The organism is Sorangium sp. So ce124 (assembly GCF_051525235.1).
Classification (GTDB): Bacteria; Myxococcota_A; Polyangia; order Polyangiales; family Polyangiaceae; genus Sorangium; species Sorangium atrum.
Window position 1 is genome coordinate 3,158,483 of record NZ_CP150312.1, and the last position, 19,093, is coordinate 3,177,575.

A 19,093-nucleotide genomic window follows, 5' to 3' on the forward strand; every position below is an offset into this window, starting at 1 on the left:
GCGGCGATGCCGCGGAGCTCTGGGAGGCAGCTCCGGTTGCAAGGGCCGACGTGGACGCGGCTTGCGTCAGCAGCTCACGGGGAATCGCGAGGTTCAGCGACGTCTCCCGGATGTCTGCTGCGGCTGGCGGAGAGGGCTTCGATGCTGCCAGAGCTCCGGCACGCCTCGCGGGGTCCGCTGCCGCGAAGGGGATCACCGGGCCGCGAGGGGGAGCCTGCAACGGTGACGTCTCTGCGACCTCCCAGGGGGCTCGCGACTGCTGCGGCCGGGCTGTCGATGTGGACGGCACGGGAGCCCCCGATGCTCCGGCCGTGAACGGGAGAGCGGCGCCGCGGGGAATGTCAGAGAGCGGTGCGGTTTCCGCGATTACAGGAGGCGGGCGCTTCACCACCTTCGCCGCACCGGATTGAGGGAACGGCAGCTCCGGCCCTCGCGGAATGTCGGGCAAGGGGGCTGTACCGGTCAGCGACTCCGCAGCGCGAGGAGGCTTTCGCTCGGCCGCCACGGTCGCGAACTCGCCTTCCACGGGCACGAAGGGGACCACTGCGTCTCGGGGGACATCCAGCATAACCTGCCCGAGCATCCGCCGCGTACGCCAGGGGCTGCGCGCGCGTCCGACAGGCGCAGCACACGAGAGCGCCTATCGGCTGGCGATCAAGGCAACGAGGCATTCGCTGCTGGCCACATGGCGGAAGATCGCCCTCTTTCGGCGAAACAACTGCCAAAACGGAACTCATCGATTGGTGGGCAACGCTCGCTAAGCCGGCTTGAACTCGATGTACAGCAAGATATCGTGTACCTTCGTGGAGTCGAGCGCAGAGACATCGCCCGGCGCAGGTGCATCGGGCGCAAGATCGCCCGATGCCCTGACCGATAGACGGTGCGTTGCGACCGGACTGCCAGCGAGCGCTGCGCCCAGCGCCCTCGCGAACATGCCCCCAAACCTCTCCTCACGCGTGAAGTCCGTCTGCTCCGCGCCGTTGACGGCGATGCGCAGCCCCGTCGCGGTTTGATCCCGCGGCGTGCGCAGGATCAGCGACGCGCCCGTAATCTGCAGGCTGCGCCCCTGCAGGAAGAGCGGGAAATGCCGTGGGGTGATCTCGATCCGCACCTCGGTGTCCGCCGGGCTATGAAGCAGCCGCGCGAACACGCTCGAGAAGTCCTGCCTCAGGCTGAAGGTTCGGGCGAGCGGCGTGTTCGAGAGAACGCTCGCGATCGTCCCCTCGGCGGCGCCGTTGACCGCCTCCACCTCGTCCCGGAACGCGCCGTCGAACTCCGCCGTGTAGGCGATGTGCACGATCGCGTCCGTGATCGTCTGGTAGTCGAATGGGCGGAAGTTGGCCGGCAAGGTGAGCCTCCAGGAGCTGATCGCCCCTGAGCCCTCGAACGGCATGTATCGCTCGTCGCGGAAGCCGAACTCGAGCACCCCGGCGTCGTTCTGCGCCGTCGACGTGGCGACCGTGGTGCTGCGCCGGAGCGGCACATCGAACAGCTCCTCCTCGCCCAGCGCGGGCTGCCGGCGGACCTTCGAGCCGGTCAGCGTCAGCGTCGCGCCCACGTTGGTGAACGGTCCGGTGACGCACGGGATGGTGAGCCGCACCGACCTGATGCGGCGGCGGTACTGGCCCGGATAGAAGAGATCGAAGGCGAGCTCGGGGATCGAGAAGTCGGTGGTCCCGGTCTCCTTGAGCCGCATCAGCGCCGCCGGATCGAGCTGGGCGAGCGAGAACGGCTGATCGATCTCGAGCGCCCTCAGGTTGGTCTCGATGAAGCGCCGCTCCATCGCCAGGAGATCGATCATCAGCCGCTCGCCCGCGAGCAGCCCGGCGCGCGAGACCTCCCAGTAGCTCGGAGAGAGGAGCGGAGTCGCCTCGTCGCTGCGCTCGAACCGATAGGCCTGCTCCGCGAGCCGCGCCATCGCCAGCGCGCCGCCGTAGGCGTCGCGGTAGAGCCGCTGCAGCGTGGTGGCGAGGTGGTTGAACAGGCCGAGGTTCGTGAAGCGCTCGTTGTGGAATTCGAAGATCTCCTCGGCCTGCTTGATGCTCTCCGCGTGCAGGTCGATCGAGCGGCGCGCGATCTCCTTGCGCAGCTCCGCGCCGGTGATCTGCTTCTCGACCTGCCGGAGCTCGTGCTCGGCCAGCTCCACCTGGTGCTCCCACCCCTCGCGGCGGCGTTCGAAGCCCGCCTCGAGCCCCGCCGAGGCGGACACCTGCTCGCTGAGCGTCGCCGCAGCGCGCGTCAGCGACGCGAACGCGTTCGCCGAGTTGCCGAGCTCGACGCCGCCATACTTCATGGCAAAGGGCGATCCGAGCTGCGGAACGAGGTACAGAACCCCGGCCAGCATCTGCTGCAAGGCGCCGATGCCCGACGCGATGGTGGCGGCGTGGCGCGCCCCCTGCTGCGTTCGTTCCCACGCGCTGAGATCGCCGTCGAGCAGCCCCTGGTAGTAGTCGCGCCGGTACTCGATCGCCGCCTTCTGCCGGCGCAGCTGCTCGATGGCCTCGTCCGCGACCTTCAGGTCGAGCTCGCGCAGCTTGGTCGTCATCTCCAGGAGGTTCTGCTGGTGCACGACGCGCAGCCGGCTCAGCTCCTCGTTGTCGCGCCGCTCCAGCGCCGCGTAGAGCGCCGCGCCGAACGCCTGCACCGTGGCCGTGGCCTGCTTCGCCTTCTCGATGAGGTAGGCGAAGCGGTAGGGCGGCAGGCTGCCCGTCGTGGCGTTGAGCACGTCCTCCAGGGACAGCCCGGCCGCCCGGGCGCGGACCAGGAGCCGCGGATCGATCTCCGGCGCGAACAGGGCCGGCAGGCGCTTCACGCCGGCGATGTCCATGCAATTACGGATCTTGAAGAGACGATCTTCGACGCGCGCCCAGTACGCGCTCAGGTCCTTGTTCTCCGGGACGCAGAACACGGGGCTGACCTGCCGGATCACGGCGATGCCGAACCGCCAGAAACGATCGAACCAGCTCCTGTCCACGCTGCCGAAATCGGCGGCGGGGACGTCCTTCCCCCCGGAGGCGGTCCACAGGCCGATGCCCGTCCTGGCCCGATCGAGCGGGCGGGCGATGAGCCCTCTCGTGATCCTGTCGTCCTGAGGCGCCATGCCGGGGGTCCTGACGGTCGCAGAGACCTCCGCGGCGTCGAGCTCGATGAGCCCCGCCTGGGCCAGGTCCCTCTCGGTGGCCAGGAGCGCGCTGCCGGGCCGCGAGTCGACCTGCTCGTCCACGTCGATGAGGCTCCACTCCACCGCGCGCCGCTCGGGCACCATCACCTTGGCCGGCGGCGCGTTCGCCCCGAGCCGGCCGCCCCGCGCGGCGAGCCGCGCCGTCTCGAGCACGAACGTCGCCCGCTGCATCTTCGGCAGGCCGTGAGGGCTCAGCGCGACCTCCGGCCGCCCGACGCGCCACTGCTCGAGCTCGATCAGCACGTCCTCGCCCGCGCCGAGGTGAGGCGCGATGGCCTCGTAGGTCTTCGGCGCGATGTTGCCGTCGCCGCAGGACCCGAGCTTGTCCGGGCGCGGCCCGAGGATATCCGACGCCATGACGTAAAGCATCACGGCCTCGTGGATCGACTCCGTGGTGAACTGGGTGAACAGGCTGTCGCCCCAGTCGAGCAGGTTGTCGATGTACTTCATCACGATCGCCTTCTGGTAGGCGCTGAGGCGCAGCCGCGCGATGGCGTGCGGGTTGAAAGGGTCCCTCTTGTACGCCTCGAGCGCGGCCCCATCGGTCAGCGTCTTCCGCAGCTTCGGGGCGTCGAGGCCGCGGAACTCGATGTAGCGCCACACCCGGTCGCGCTGCCGGAACGCCCTCTCCGCGGCGCTCAGCTCGGGCGGGACGGCGATCGTCTCCGTGGCGGTCGGGTCGAAGATGAAATGGTACCAGCGCTGCGCCGCCGCGTAGCGGCCCTGGACGTTCAGGTGATTCGCGATCAGGGCCGGGATATGGAAGAACATCTCGCGGAAATAGACGCCGAGCGACCCAGTGAAGTCGATCTCGCCCTTCGTGGTGCGGTCGATGAGGTAGTCGACGACGGTGAAAGGCAGGCCCGGCTCGCCCAGCGCTTTCTGCGTCTCGACGTCGAGCAGGCCGTCGACGCCGCGCGTGAAGAGCGCCCGCGAGAGGTGGTCCGCGAGGCGGGTGCCCAGCCGCTTGGCGAGGTAAAAGATCGGCGAGCGGGCCTGCGACGAGGGCGATTTCGGGCGACACTGCAGGTAGATGAGGTCCTGTCCGCTCGTGAGGATCGCGTCCGAGACCGAGCCGTTCACGATGGTCAGATCGTCGCCGAACTTCAGCTCGCCGAGGTCGACGTCGTGCACGCTGTCGAAGAAATGATCGAGCGTCCACTCCGCGATGATCCGGCCTTGCAAATAGCTCCCGTTCGCCGCGTTGCGGGACACCGTGGTCTGGGCGTAGGGATCGATCAAGAACGACGCGGGCAAGCCGAAGAAGAGGTGCGGCCGAGTGCGATCGGGGTTGTCCAACGACCGAGTGTTCTTGATCGACAGGACGCTGCCCACGTGCGGCGGCCGCATGTTCCAGGGGCTCATCGGCACGATGACGTTCTCGGCGAAATCGATCTTCGCTCGGGTGCCGAAGCCGATGCACGTGACCACGAGCTCGCCGTCCTCTTTGATTTCCGGGTAGCAGCGGTCCCAGACGTAGCCGCGCAGCGTGTAGCCGGCCAGCGGCTCGTCGTCGTGCGCGTAGAGATCGTAACGCGGCACCTTCCGGAAATGGGCGGACTCGCCGTAATCGGCCAGCGGATCGGCGGCGACGCCGTTCGGCGCGCTGACCCAGCTGCTCCGGTACGGCGCGCTCGCGCCGGCCAGGCGGACGGCCTGCGGCGGAGACCAGGTACCGTCGAGCTTCAGCGACGTGTAGCGCAGGCTGAACGTGTGCTGGTAGCCGGTGAACCGCGAGCCGCCCCCGGACACGTTGTGCTTGGCCTGGGTCGAGATCTCGATCCAGAACACGATCAGGCGACCCTGGTACACGACCGGGGAGACGGTGCGCACCGGGATCTGCACGTCGATCTTGCGCCAGGGGGACCACGAGGCGGCGCGATCGCTCTCGGTCTCACCGTAGTGGACGTTCTCCGCGGTGCGGTAGTAGTAGACCGGCGGATCGCTCTGGGTCACGCCGAACATGTGCAGGATATCGGTGCGGTCCTCCGGGTTCTTGTCGTGGTAGACACCGGCGATCTTGAGCCTGGCGATCTCCTCGAACCCGGCGAGGTAACGGGTGTACGCGTCGAGCACCGTCTGCTCGTTGATGTCCTGCTGCAGCAGGGTCTGCTCGAGCTCCTGGAACAGCGGGCTCTTGTCGTCGCGCAGGTCCGGCTCGATGTAGTTCTCCGGGTACAGGAACACCTTCCGGTTCGCCTCCCACACCCGGTAGTTCTTCCGCCACGCCCACTCGTCCGCCGGGATGGCGGCGGGCGGGACGTGAACATGGGCCGGGTCCTCCGGCGCGCGGCGATCCTGCTCGAGGTTGATCAAGATCCGGTGGACGTAGAGCTGGAGGCTCGAGATCCCGGCGACGACGCGCGAGGTGCGAGCGCAGCCCTCGAGCTGCACGTCGACCAGGAAGTGCTGATAGAGCTCGTCCTTCGCCTCGAACTCAGGGTGGATCGAGCGAATGAGGTAATCGACGAGCGCGTCGCGCTGCAGGGAGCGGATCTTGTCCTCGGAGGGCGCGATCTTCTCGTCGAACTCGGCCTCGTCCGGGTAGTTGGTGCGGAACGTGGCGACGAGGCCGTCCGCCGCGCGGGAGAGATCGTCATACCCGTCGGCCAGGATCAGCCCCAGCGTCTCGCCGTCGAGGCCGAGCGTCTGGGCGAGCGCGGCGGCCTTCGCCAGCGCGGTGAGCGCCTCCAGCGCGGTGCTGGGCAGCGTCACGTGCTGCAGCAGCGTGATGAGCAACGGGCGCTGGATCCGGAGCGCGTCGGCGGCGATCCACGGATCGGCGGCGAACTTGGTCACCGGATCGAAGACGGCGATGGCCCCGCGCATGGCGTCGGCGTTGGACGCCACGGGCTCGGCGCTGAAGGGCGAGAGGGCCGAGACATCGACGAGCGTGCGGTACGCAAGGAGCGCCCTGATGGAGGCCGGCGTCAGCGCCTTGAAGTCGGCGATGGCGAACTTGTCGGGAAAAGCCTGCATGTAAGAGAGCACGCCGGCGTCGAACGCGGCGTGCTTGAACAGCATGGCGAGCGGGGCGAGATCCGCGACGATCGCCTCCAGCGCGTCGGTCGGCCCGCCGTGGAGGGCCTGCACGACCCCGGGCGCCGACAAATCGGCCCCGATCATGGCGCACATGACAGGCAGCCTGTCCACCGGCAGACCGAGGTGGGCGGCGAGCTTGACGAACAGGATCCCGCGGGCATGAAACGGATCGAGCGCGCTCCTCGCGGCCGCCGCGGTGAGGCCGATGCCCGGCGGGATGGTGAGGGGCCCATGCGAGCTGAAGTCGTCCGAGAGGCGCAGCAACCCGGTCTCGGGCACGAGCGTGAACGCCGCCGCGTTCGCCGCGACGATGGCGCGGGACTGATCCTCCGTCACGGAGGGCAGGAACGCGAACACCGTATCGGCGAACTGGGTGAGCCGCTCGCGCATCGCCTCGCCGGCGATTGTGGCGGCGACCCCCTCCGCACTCGGATAGCGGCTCTCGTCCTCGACCCGGCCGCGCGTGACGAAGCCGAGATCGTCCAGGGAGAGGCCGCTCGACTTCCAGAGATCGTGCGCCTCGATCAGCGCCCTCACGTGCGCGAGCGTCTGAACCGGCCCGCCGATCCCGGCGAACGCGATCAGCTGAAAGAGCTGCGCGACGCTCACCTTCAGCGCGTGCAGGAGCCGGGCGTGCCGGTAGAGCAACGCGAGGTTCTCCTGGGTGAGGAAGAAGCCGCGCGCCGCCTCCGGCGCGTCGGGGCCGAGGTCCGCGCCGAGCGGCGCGGCGAGCTCGCGGATCAGCGCGGCGAGCTGCTCGGCGTCGACCTGCAGCCCCGCCATCAGGCGCGGCAGCGTGGCGTCGTTGCCGGGGGGCGGCGCGGCGTCGCGGAAAGCGGAGTGGATGAACGCCACGGCCGGCTTCGGCAGCGGCCCGTCGGCGAGCGTGAACGGCTTCGCGTTGAACAGCCGATCGAACAGCCCGGGCTTGCCCTCGCCGGGCGCGACGTTCGGAATGAGGCTGAAGAGCGTGACGGCCTGCTCCACCTTCAGGTGCAACCGCGCGGCGATCTCCTTGATCGCCGCGAGCGCCGCGAGCGCCGCCTCGTCGAGCGCCGCGGCCAGCCCGGCGGTCATGACGCTGTCGAGCGCGAGGTCCACCTCGGCGAGCGTCCACGGGAGATGGCGGGCGAGGCGCACGAACCGGTGCATCCGGTCCAGGGCCCCGGGGGTGAGGTCGTGCACGCGCTCGACATCGTTCTGCACGCTGTCGGCGCTGCGCTTCGCTTGGACAAAGCGCGGCCGCTCCGCCCCGCGCGCCGTGACGAAGCGGCACGCGCCCAGGATCTCGAGCTCGTCCCGGCGGATGCCGCTGTGCTTCAAGAGCACCTTCGTCTCGATCGGATCGATCTTGCCGGACTGCAACAGCGTGAAATCTGCGCCGTAGATGTGCTCGAGGAAAGAGATCTGCGGCTTCGCGATGAGGATGGTGTCCCGCTGCGGCATCGACAGGCCGAGCGCGGCGGCGGCGCGGACCCCCGCGGGCGAGCCCATCGCGGCGGCGACGTCGGCCCGTGACACGGAGAAATGGTGGAGGTACTGCTCGATGCGGGCGAAGGGCAGGAGGAACGGCTGCCGGAACGAGTCGACCGCGCTGGGCAGGGTGTCGCGGTACACGGCGGTCCTCACCGCGACGCGATCGCTCAGCGCGCCGGCGAAGCCCTGCCGCTGGGCGATGTAGTTCTCGAGGATCTCGTTGATGATGTCGAGCGTGGGGACCTGCGTGTGCGTGTTCTCGCAGGTCAGCGGCAGCGTCCAGAGATCCGGCCGGCGGCTCTTCAGAGCGAGGACATGGGAGGCGCGCGCGCCCGTGAAAAAATGCTTCGTGACGTGCTCCTCGATGAACTCCATCAAATCGACGAAGTACGCCGCCGAGCTCAGGATCGACTGGCAGTGCGCGCAGTCGCAGTAGTCCTGCGAGCCGAACAGCTCGTTGAAGCCGTCGAGCTTGCGCAGGTAGTCGAGGGACGACGGGCCGATGTTGCCGACCGCCATGGAATCGAACCCGCCCTTCAGGATGTCGATGACGGCGCCCATCTGGGCGACGGCGGTCCCCGCCACCTCCCGCGCCCTCCTGTGGATGCTGGATGCGCTGTCCCTGTCGAGGCCGGTCTTCTGGGCGAAGGTGTCGAGATCGACGCGGGCGACGGCGGTCGCCGAGCTGTAGCCGGCGCGGAGCAGCGCATCGATCTTCCCGATGTCGCCGGCAAGCGCGTAGGCGCGCTGATAGGCCTTGAGCTCCGAGACGACGAACGGCCGGTCCGCCTCGTTGATGCCCGTGAAATTCAGCGCCTTGAGATCATCGCTGTCCGGCGTCAGATCCAGCGCGAGGAGCTCGACATCCCAGTTATGCTGCTGGAGCCGGTCGAGCGTCTCGAGGCGGAGGCAGATCGCTTGGAACTTCTGTGCGACGGAGAGCCCCTCGCGGTCGACGATCTCGGCGAGTCTGAGGCCCGGGTGCAGCCGCACGAGAGCGCGCATGTTGGCGTGGGCGGCGCGGAGCGTCTCCCGCTGCTGCTGGGTGAACCCCGTGGTGTCGAGCGCGTCGAAGTCGACCGTCGTGATCTTCGTGTTGCGCTGGAACAGCGGCTGCACCCCGCTGAGCGCCTGGCTGTACAGCGTGACGTCGCGCGGCATGATGCGGCTCATCACCGTCTCGGTGGGATAGAGCTCCGCCAGGCGGCGGTGCAGCTCCTCGGCGTAGGCGTGGGCGTCGAGCCCGTCCGGAGGCTCGGCCCCGCTGCTCGTGATCGCGCCCTCCCACGCCGCGACGTCGAGTCGCAAGAGGTGCTCCGGCCGCGTCACGTTGCCGACGCTGATGGCGGCCTGCGCGAGCCCGGGATGGCCGCCTGCCAGGTTCGCGACGCTGGCGATGGCCCCGAGGCGCCGGGCCTCGGTCTCGGTGAGCGCCTGCTCCTGGACGAGGCGCTGGAGCCGCCCGTCGTCGAGCTGGGTGACGTTGTGGACCTGATTCAGCAGCGCGTCCGTCTTGCCCGCGGAGAGCTGCGCCGCGTCGGCGAGCACCATCACGCCGGCCTTCTCCACGGAGCGGCGGAAGAGCGGGTGCTCCTTCAGCGCCACGTCGCTGGACACGCCGCCCGCGAACGCGTCCACGTGGGCGAGGGACGAGAGCTTCCCGGCGAGCTCGGCCCGCAGCGCCGCTTCGACCTGCCGGTCGTCCAGCAGATCCGCGAGCACCGCCTTGACAGGCCGATCCCGGTTGGCGCCGGCGGCGAGGTCGACGGCGCGCACGAGGGCGCGCAACCCGCTGGAGGCGTCCGCGAACGCCACCTCCGTCGCCACATGCCGCTCCTCGGCGACATCCTGCAGGAGCTCCCCGTGCAGCGCCGGATTGAGCGCCGCGACGTCGCTGAGCGTCTTGCCCGACAGTTTGCCGAGCGCGATGAGATTCTCACGGCTGATGGACATAAGATATTCCTCGTCGTTGCGACGCAGCGGGGTGGTTCAGTACCCAGCTTGACGTTGATGTCAGCTGCTGAGCGGGGAGCGACCGTGCCTGCCGCTGCCCGCTCGCGAATCCTGAGAGATTGAACTCGTCGAACTGTACTTCACCGGTAGCCGAATCGACAGTGACCGTCAGCGACGCATTTAAGACGGATCCTGGCGAATCAACCAGCTTGTACTCGTAGACGACGCGCACCGGCGTTCGATATCCACGCGAGCTAACACCTGCACCAACTGGCACCGCAGGTCCGCCAGCTTCGGCTTGGGGCCACCTCCCTCGCGAGAAACCTGTTTGCGATCTCGATCGCGTCGTCCTTCGCCATGGTCGTTCAGCGCTCCTACCGAGCTTCGGCGGGGATGATCAGGTATTTATCATGAATCCATGTGCTTCCAGAGCTCCCGCGACGCGTCCTTCGACAATGACCGTTCAGACGATCCAGGCGTTTCTGGCAGGGCAACCCCGCAAGCGATGCGACTAAAATCTTATCTTCCATCCACTAAGCTTGAGCCCCTTGTCTCGCAAGCGACGTACGCTGGTAAGTTTGCGATCCATTTCAAGGATCAATCGACCGTTTTCAATGAACGTCTGCTCACAGTCGAGCTCTGGGGGCGGCTCCGGCACCAGCCAGAGCTCCGTCCCATAGCCGAAATCGATCTCGACAATCTCTCCTCCACCTCCTGGCGGAATTGCGTCGAAGTCGACGGTACGGCCCGCGTTCCGCAAGGCATGGATCCGATCCTCCGTCCCGTATGCGAGGGCGCGAAGGCGCCGGGCGAGGAATTTGAAGCCGCTGCTCATCGCCCAGCGCCCTCCGGCTGCGCCGCCTGCGACGGGCTGTTGTTGCGCAAGCCGAAGTATGCGGCGACGCCCCCTGCCCCCATAAAGGCGATGCTCCCCCGCTCCCGCCAGCTAAGACTGGCGAACGCCTCCGCCCACGCGAACGGTATCGCGTGGATGCGCCCCGCCGCACCATGGCCGATGGCATAGGCGAAGAGTTCCTCGATATACGCCAGCGGCGCACCGATCTGCAGCGGACCGACCCGGGCGTAGGTAGCGCGCACATACCAACCGAAGTTCTTGGCCACCCAGGCATGGAATCCTTCATGAGCGGCGGTGTCGCGGAAGGCCCAGGTGCCAGGTGTGTCGTTGTTGGTGATGGTTGCGTTGAATCGCGGCCACCACTTCGAACCGATATTCTGTGACATGTCGATCTTCGTCTCTCCACCCTTGTCCAGGAACCAGGCAACCCATTCCGAAGCTTTACGCCGCGCTGCTGTGGAGCCCGTCGACGTGGCGCGTAGGATACGCGCTCCAGCCTGCTGCCAGAACTCGCGCGTGAAAAGACTCGCCCCAGCGCTGGCGAGTCTGCGCATCGCCTGCCCGGTCGCCCGCATCGCGCCCTTGAGCGACGCCTTCAGCGCCGCCAGCTCCCCCAGGGTGAGCACCGTGAGGACAACATCGAACGCCGTGAGCGCCAGGAACAATCCCTGCGCCCACGCGCCGCCGTTGATGCTGCCGAACGCCCCCGGGATCCCGCCGGACGCCGCGCCCTCGCGCCCGTCGTCGCCGAACTCGAGGTGCCAGTACCCCGCGTAGCGGGTCAGCCGATCCATCGCGCTCTCGGGCTGACCACGCCCCTGCCCGCCCTGGCCGCTCCCGCCCTGCGCGCCGGCCGCTTGTCCCCCCTGCTGGCCGCCGGCCTGTTGCGTCTGCCCGCCCTCGCCTCCGCTCTGCGCCGCACCCGTGCCGTCCGCCGAGACGCCGCCGCTGCTCTGGCCCGGCGCCCCCCGGGTCGCTCCATTGGGGTCGACGCCCCCCGGCGCGCCAAGGGGCGCGCCGGCGCCGGTCTCGCCGCCGGGCACGCCGCCGACCGTCCCGCCCTGCACCCCTCCGTCGACCCCGCCGGGCACGCCGCCCGGCGCCCCTCCAGGCTGCTGGCCCGTGCCGCCCGGCGCCCCTCCGGGAGAGCCGCGCCGGCCGGCTCCTCCCGCGCCGCCATCACGCGAGCCGCCCGCCCCGGCGCCTTGACCTCGTCCCGCGCCGCTCGATCCATCGCCCAGGCCCATCCCCGCGCCCGCGCCTGCACCCGCCCCGCGGCTCTGCGTGCCCGCCCCCGCTTGTCCGGTCCCCCCGCCGCCCGCGCCGCGGCCCGAGACGCCCGCGCCGTGGCCGATTCCACCGCGCCCGGTCGATCCCTGCGCCGCCGTGCTCCCCTGACCGCTGCCGTCACCCGCGTGCACGCCGGCGCCGCCGGTGTCCGTGGCATCGCCCCGACCGCTGGAATCGCCAGGCGCGTTGCCCGCGCCCGTACCCGCTCCGCCGGCGCCGTCCTCGCCGTGCTCGCCGCCCCCGGGCTGGCCTGAGCCGCCCGCCCCGGTCGCCGTGCCGGTCTGCCCGCCGCTGCCGCCCCGGCCAGGCTGCCCCGGCCCCCCCGCGCCGCCCGCCCCGTCCGGCGTCGGCGGTGCCTGAAGCGGGCGTAGGGCCTCGTCAATGCTGTTGAAGATCTCCGCCCTTTCCCGGGCGGATCGCTCATTGAGCCCTCGATCCAGCCCTTCCTGATAGCGCGGATCGTAGATCCAGATCTCCACCTGCCCCGTCGCCCCTCGCGCGGCTGCGCGGAACGTGGACTCCGACTCGTGCACGGTGACGCCGCCGCCCTGCTGGTCAGACGAGAACAGCCCCGTCAAGCGCCTGCCAGAATCGACCTGCGCGCGATGGCCCTCCGGCATCGCCGCAACGAATTGCTCGTAGGTGACGTAACGCGTGCGCAGCCGCTGCCCGGGCCGCTGAGGATCGAGCCCCTCCGGATCGATGAGGTTGACCGGGTTGTTGAGCACGTATTGATAGAGATTGAGCCCACCCCCGGCCCCGATCGGATCCGGCGTCAGCCACCGGCAAAGCCATGGAGCGTAGTAGCGGAATCCGAAATAATAGAAGCCGGTCAGGTCGTCGCGCTCCTTGCCGCTGAACCGGTAGTCCCGCCACGAGGCCGCGCGCAGATCGTCGCCCGCCACGAACGCGGTGCCGCCGAACGGGAAATACTCCTCGTAGGCGATGACGCCGCCCTGCGCGTCGAGATCGAGCCGGGCGGAGCCGAGATGGTTCGCGACCTGATACACCCAGCGCGGCACGTCGATGTCGTCCGTCTCCCGCCCGGCGCTGTCCGCCGTCCAGCGGTGCAGCGACGCGACCGCCCCGGATCCGTCGCTCAGCAGCGAGGTGACGCGCTCGAGCGACCGCGCTCCGCCGCGGGAGATGCGCTTGATCTCACAGCCGTCGAGGTAGAGCTTCTCGGTGACCTCGACGCCGCCGGCGACGAGGCGCTCTGTCACCTTGCGCACGCGCTGCCCCTCGGCGTCGTAGACGTAATGGTCCGCGTCGTCCGGCCCGCCCTCCGCCGAGCGATCGATGAGCACCGCGCGGGTGAGCATGCCTCGGAAGTCCCAGGTCATCGAGGCGAGGTGCGGCAACGACGTGCAATGGCCCGCGGCGTCGAACCGGGCTTCGGGGTCGGACACGGCGCCGCCGCCCGGGGTGTGCAGCGGCACCGAGCGGTTCGAGCCCGCCGCGATCCACATCTCCGTCGTCCAGGTCTGCAGGGAGACGTGACGCATCCGCAGCAGGTTGCCGGAGAGATCGTACTCGTAGTGCCGGGTATAACGGTCGACCGCGCCGCCGTCGTTGAGCGAGACGGCGCGGCTGCCGCGGAACGTGTCCGCCGCGCCGGCGCGGTAATCGTGCTCGATCAGCGCGCGATGAACACGGCCGGTGGCGTGCTGGAGCTGGTAGAACGCGTCGTAGGTGAACTCCTGCTCGCTCGTCACCGTGAGGTTGCGCACCGGCGCGCCGAGCGCGCCCGACTCCTGCGCCGCGTCGCGCGTCAGGACGATGTTGCCTGTGGGGTCGTAGGTGTAGGCGAGATCCTGCAGCGTCGCCGCGTCGGCGAGGCGCGTCGCGCGCACCCGCGCCGTGCGGAAGGTGAGCGGATCGTGGGAGTGGACGATCTCGACCCCGTTGCCGAGGCGCACGCGTTCTCGCTGGCCGCGGGCGTTGTAGCGGGCCTCGTCGAACACGATCCGATCCGTCACCCGCCCGTCGGCGGTGGAGACGCGCAGCTCCGCCGCGCCGCCGCCCTTCAGGTGGCGGTAGCGCCGCGTGACGCCGTCCGGCGTTTGCTGGGAGCTCACCCGTCCGAGCGCATCGTACCGTGTCCGCGTCACCCAGCGCTCCGGCATCAGCGTCACGGCGGCGGGCGTGGACCAGTCCACCTCGGCCTTGTACTCCTCCCGCATCCGCTGCTCGACAGCGAGCGGCTGGCCGAGCGGGCTCGCTGCCAGCAGGGTGCGCACGCCGGCGGTGTCCCGCTGGACCGCGAGGCGGCCGCGCAGGTTGCGCGCCGCCGCGTCCGGGACGCTCGCGTCCTCGCCGTAAACGCACTGCTGGACGATGTGGTCCAGGCCGGGCAGACCGCCGGCGCGCACGGCGAGCACCCGATCGAGGCGATCGTACGTGCGATGCTCGTGCGCGCCGCGCGCGTCCCACGTGTGGATCGGCCGGTCGTAGATATCGAGTAGCACGCGGCGTTCGCCCGCGTCCGCGCTGCGAGTGAGCAGCGCGCGGCCCTGCATGTCGAGGCGGTACTCGAACGCCGCGATGCCGCGCGGATCGACGATGCCGACCGCATTCCCGGCGGCGTCGAGCAGCGTCTCGGTCTCGCGCGCCTGCGCGCCGCCCGTCGACCGCACGCTCTGGCGGACGGTGAGGCCGCGCGGGTCGAGGTGGTCGACGGACGGCGTGTCGTGGTGCTCGAGCGCCTTCAGCAGCGCGCGCTTCTCCGGCGCGCTGGGCGCCAGCGGATTGCGCATGAGATGGTACGCGGAGCCGCTCACGCAATCGTTGGCATCGAAGGTGCGCACCTCCCACGCGGCGTATTCGGTGCGCGTCAACGTGCCGTTCGGCAAGTCCGTGCGCACGGCGCGGCCGAGCGCGTCGGTCTGCGTGACGGAGGAGACGCCGAACGCCATGAGCTCCGCGTCCCCCTCGTAACGCCAGGACGCGGTGAAGAACGGCTCGAGCTGGCGTACCGGCAGCTGCCGCTCGTCGTAGACCACATGGCCCGAGGCGAGCCACGGCTCTGTCGCGTTGGCGACGACCGGCCGGCCGTCCGGCCCCACGACCACCTCCCCTTCGGCTCCCCGCTGGATCGTGGGACCGGACTCCACCCTCACCTTGGACTGGAGCGGCCGGCCGAAGCCGTCCATGTGCGTCACCGTGACGTGCACGTCGCTCGTCCCGCTCGGCGCACCCGTGCCGTCGTGGGCGAGGGACTCGCGCGCCAGCGTCACGACCTGGACCGGCGCGCCGTCGCGCCGGAACGCTTCGAGGTCATAGTAGACGGCCTGCGCGACGCCCCCCACGTGCGCCGCCGGATCCGCGATGACGGGGGCGAGCGTCGGCGGCGCGGGCTGGACGAAGCCGGAGAGCGGCTCCTGCCCATAGGCCTGCTCGACGCCGGCCTCGTCGAGGACCGTGCCTCTCATGCTGGAGGCGGAGACGACGCCGAGCGGATCATAGGCGACCTCTGCGATGTTACCGTTGGGATCGACGATGCGATAGGGCGCGAGCGCGCAAGGGTCGATCTCCGCCCGGATGACGTTGGCGAGCGGATCGTGCGCCTCGACCAGGAACATCCGGGTCGCGTCGCGGACCAGCGTGCTCGCCGCGCCGTCGGGCCGCACGAGGCCGGTGAGATGATGGAAGTCTGCGGCGCTCGCGTAGCGGCTGACCGCGCTGGGCCGGAAGAAATGGCCGTCGCGCAGCACATAGCCGCCCTCGCCCGCCAGCAGGGTGCCGTCCACCCGCGCGCCGTACACGGCCGCGGCGAGCTCGGGCGTGAAGCACGCCTCGGCGCTCGAGTGCGGGAGGGTGACCGCGCCGACCTGACCCAGCGGCAGCGCGCCCGTCAGGTCGTCGTTCCAGTAGAATGACTGCTCCCACGAGATGAGCCGCGAAGCGGGCGCGGCGAGCCCCGCGAGCGACTCGTGAAACGCGCGCGGCGCGGCGAGCGCTTGCGCGATCTGGGCTTTGGCCTCCGCGAAGGGGAGGACCGCCGCGCCGAGGCCAGGCAGGCTCACCTCGAGCACCTGCTCCTCGACCGGCAGGCCGAGCTCATAGCGGCTGTCCGTCTCCAGGTTGGCGAGGCGCGTGCGGCGGGCGGTGACGATCGGCTTCGCCTGCTGCGGCGACGCGGGCGCGCCGGCCGGCGATGGTCGGCGGGCGTAGTGAACCGCGGCGGTCAGCGTGTCATTGCCGAAGCCGTCCGTCTCAAGCACCAGGGTACGGCTGACGCGCGGGTCGCTCGCGTCTTGCTCGTAGACCGCACGCAGCGTCTCGGACTCCTCGATCGCGACGACGGCCGGCTGGCCCTCGCCGCGCGTCGGCTGCAGGCGGAGCGCCCGGTAAGCGAGCAGGGTCACCTCGAGCGGGGTCTCTGCGAGCACGCCGTCGGCGTTGACCGAGAACACCTCGCGCCGGATGAGCCGCCCCGCGGCGGCGCGCAGCGCGTCGGCGTGCTCCTCGGGCGCGAGCAGGCTCGCCCGCTCGACCGTCACGGCGGGCGGCGCGCGCAGCCCGAGATCGCCCCCCCAGGCGTCGGTCAGGCTGTGCTCGACGAGGCCGCCCGTGAAATAGAAGCTCCGCACGCAGCACGCCTGCCCGCGCGGCGCGGTGGCCCCGTCGCCGTCCTCGTGCAGCGGCGCGTCGAACCGATCGACCCGGCCGAAGCCGCGGAACTCCCGCTCCGCGCCGTCGTAGACACCGTCGTAGTACCGAAATCGCTGCACGAGGCGCGAGCCGGTGATCCGGTCGATCTCCTCGCGCGCGGCGGCGACGGTAACGTGGGTCGGCAGGCGGGTGCGCCATGGCGCGCCTTCGCGCCGTGCCTGCAGGTAGTGCTGCGCCGAGCTCTCGTAGGAGAACCGGATTTCCCGGCCCAGGCCGTCCTCCACGGCGACCAGCAGGTGGGGCCGCGGCGGCCCCGCGAGCGGCAGGAACTGGAGCGGCGCCGCGCCGCCTGCTGGCAGCGCGGTCGACCAGACGAGGCACGGCGTCCCGTCGCCCAGGAAGTCGAGCACGCGCAAGGAGGCGTTCTTGTCGATGACGGGAAGATCGGCGAAGCGCGCGCCCTGCACCCAGGCGTTGCCTTCGGCGTTGATGAAGGCACGGATCTCCTGCGCGCCCACATAGAGGAGGTCTGCCGAGCCGTCACCGTCGAGATCGGCGATCAGGATGCGGCCTGGATCGAACGCGGCGTCCGCCCCGAAATCCGGCGGACTGTCCATGACCACGGGCGCGCCGAAGCGGCCGTGGCCGAGGTTGGGCCAGTACTCGACGCGCCCGCCCTGGATGCGTACCTGGTCGGCGAGGCCATCGCCGGTCATATCGGCGAAGAAGAAGCCGAGCTGCGTGTCGTCGGCCACCGGCAGGCCGCCCTCTCCGGCTGGACCGCCGGTGACCTCGACGGGGGCATCGAACCCTTGCTTGCCCCTCGCAGGGTACCAGACGACTCGACCGTGGCCGGCGACCACGAGGTCGGCCCTCCCGTCGCCATCGAGGTCGAGCCACTGCGCCCTGCCGCCGGCCGCCTCCTGGTGCGGCAGGCTGGCGAGCGCCCGATAACCGTTCCAGCTCCCGCTCTCGCGGTCGTATTCGAAGTACCCCGCGCCGCGCCCATGCAGCACGGCGACATCCATGTTGCCGTCGCCGTCGAAGTCGTTCAGCGCCACGTCGGCGAGGCGGTATCTGGGCTGCGCCATGACGAGGCGCTGCGGCCCGAACCGGCCGCCGCCCTCGTTCGGCTTGTAGTACCAGCCGTCACGCAGCTCGGCGAGGATGCCGGGCAACCCCTCTCCGCAGAGATCGAGCCAGCGGTAGGCAGCCCCGGCGAGACCGGTGGGCACGTTCTCGACCGTCTCTTGCGGCGCCGCTCGGAAGCCTCGTTCCGGCTCGGGGCGCGCATACGCAAAGCGCAGCGCAGGCGTCGCGCGGCGCGACAGCGCCCCGGTCGAGAGGTGCCTGCGCAGCCCCTCGTAGCGCGCGGCCGAGAGCGTCGCGCCCTCGGGCCGGAGGTCGTGCTCTAGCGCGTGAATGCCGACGAGCGCCGGCTCGGCGCCGAGCCCCGGGAGCCGGTGAAACATGAGGATGCGGCGGCACAGCCGGAAGGTGCGCACCTCGAAGCCGGCACGGTAAGTGGAATAAGGGTCCGGTCGCGCCGGCCAGGCCCGGTCGGGGGCCGGCGCGGGCAGGTCGGCGCTCGAGTGATCGCCGTAGTCGAGCACGACCTCGAAGTGCCACTCCGTATCCGGCGCGACCGCCCCGTCCGCGCTCACGGGCTTCGAGTTGCCGTAGCGGATCGACTTCAGGTAGCGCTGGGCGGGGGCCTCGCCGGGCTTGAAGCGCGAGCGTTCGGCCGCCGAGGCGAGGTCGACGCCCTCCCGGGTCTCCTTGAGGTAAGTAAAGAGCATCGCATTGCCGCGCGCGTCCACCTGGATCTCCGGCAACCAGGAGAAAACACGGCCCTCGTCGGCCGGATCGGCCACCCGGCTCGTGCCGTCGGGGTTGGCTCCGTAAATGGTCAACGTGTTCGCGGCGTCTCGCGTGCGCCAGTGGACGCGCCCCGTCGCCTTCTCGACCCACTGCTCCACGCGGATGCGCGAGGCATCGACGCGGGCGCGGAACCGGCGCACCAGAAAGCCGCCTTGATCGATCGCCACCGGTCGCCACCCCCCTGCGTCCTCGATCTCCTGCGGCAAGAGCTCCATGCCGGCGAAGCTGTAGCGGTCGGAGCCGTCATAGCGGGGCAGGCCCCTGCGGGTGTCGACGGCGACGGAGAGCACGCCCTCGAGCGCCCAGCCGGCGCCGAAGGGCGAATTGGCGCCGCTCGAGGTATAGGCGAGCGCGAGCGCGGGGCCGAACCCGTCGCGGCCAGGGGAGAGCTTGAGCGGGACGCCGACCGAGACCGAGCCGGTGAGCGGGTTGACCTCTGCCGCGCAGTCAAGCCCGGCCTTGAGCGGATCGCGGCTGGAAAAACTGATCGACATGAGATCTGCGCCCTCCCTTCTCGATTACTTCACATCCTGCGTGACCAGGTTTCCCTCAAACCGCGGGATGCCGCCGAGCTGCTTATCGCAGCCGGTCGAGATCTCCTCTGCGTGATGAGCCGCGGCTTAGCGAGCGTGGTGATCCATCGAGACCGCCGTCCAACCGATCGCGTCGGAGCGCCCCGATCAGAGAATCAGACACGCTCAGGCGCGTCAACTTGGATCCGTCCTAGGCAATCCCGTGCTCCATCCGTCGAAACCTGGGTCGACTGATTTCGCGACCTTACGATGCCGCCGTCGAGGCGA

3 protein-coding genes are annotated in these 19,093 nt (G+C 70.0%); all 3 read right to left on the reverse strand.

The window, feature by feature from the left end; all coding sequences use genetic code 11:
* Positions 1-757: 757 nt before the first annotated feature.
* Positions 758-9,652, reverse strand: coding sequence for a neuraminidase-like domain-containing protein (locus tag WMF19_RS12145; RefSeq protein ID WP_437899228.1), 8,895 nt, complete (start codon positions 9,650-9,652; stop codon positions 758-760).
* 511 nt (positions 9,653-10,163) lie between these two features.
* Positions 10,164-10,487 carry a hypothetical protein gene (locus WMF19_RS12150; RefSeq protein WP_437899229.1) on the reverse strand — a complete coding sequence of 108 codons (324 nt, stop codon included), beginning with the start codon at positions 10,485-10,487 and terminating at the stop codon, positions 10,164-10,166.
* Positions 10,484-18,787 carry a SpvB/TcaC N-terminal domain-containing protein gene (locus WMF19_RS12155; protein ID WP_437899230.1) on the reverse strand — a complete coding sequence of 2,768 codons (8,304 nt, stop codon included), beginning with the start codon at positions 18,785-18,787 and terminating at the stop codon, positions 10,484-10,486. Before WMF19_RS12155 ends, WMF19_RS12150 begins: the two co-directional genes overlap by 4 nt.
* Positions 18,788-19,093 lie beyond the last annotated feature (306 nt).

Coding starts and splice junctions, on each gene's coding strand:
- WMF19_RS12155 (WP_437899230.1), bottom strand. CDS start 18,787: ATGTCGATCAGTTTTTCCAGCCGCGATCCGCTCAAGGCCGGGCTTGAC.
- WMF19_RS12150 (WP_437899229.1), bottom strand. CDS start 10,487: ATGAGCAGCGGCTTCAAATTCCTCGCCCGGCGCCTTCGCGCCCTCGCA.
- WMF19_RS12145 (WP_437899228.1), bottom strand. CDS start 9,652: ATGTCCATCAGCCGTGAGAATCTCATCGCGCTCGGCAAACTGTCGGGC.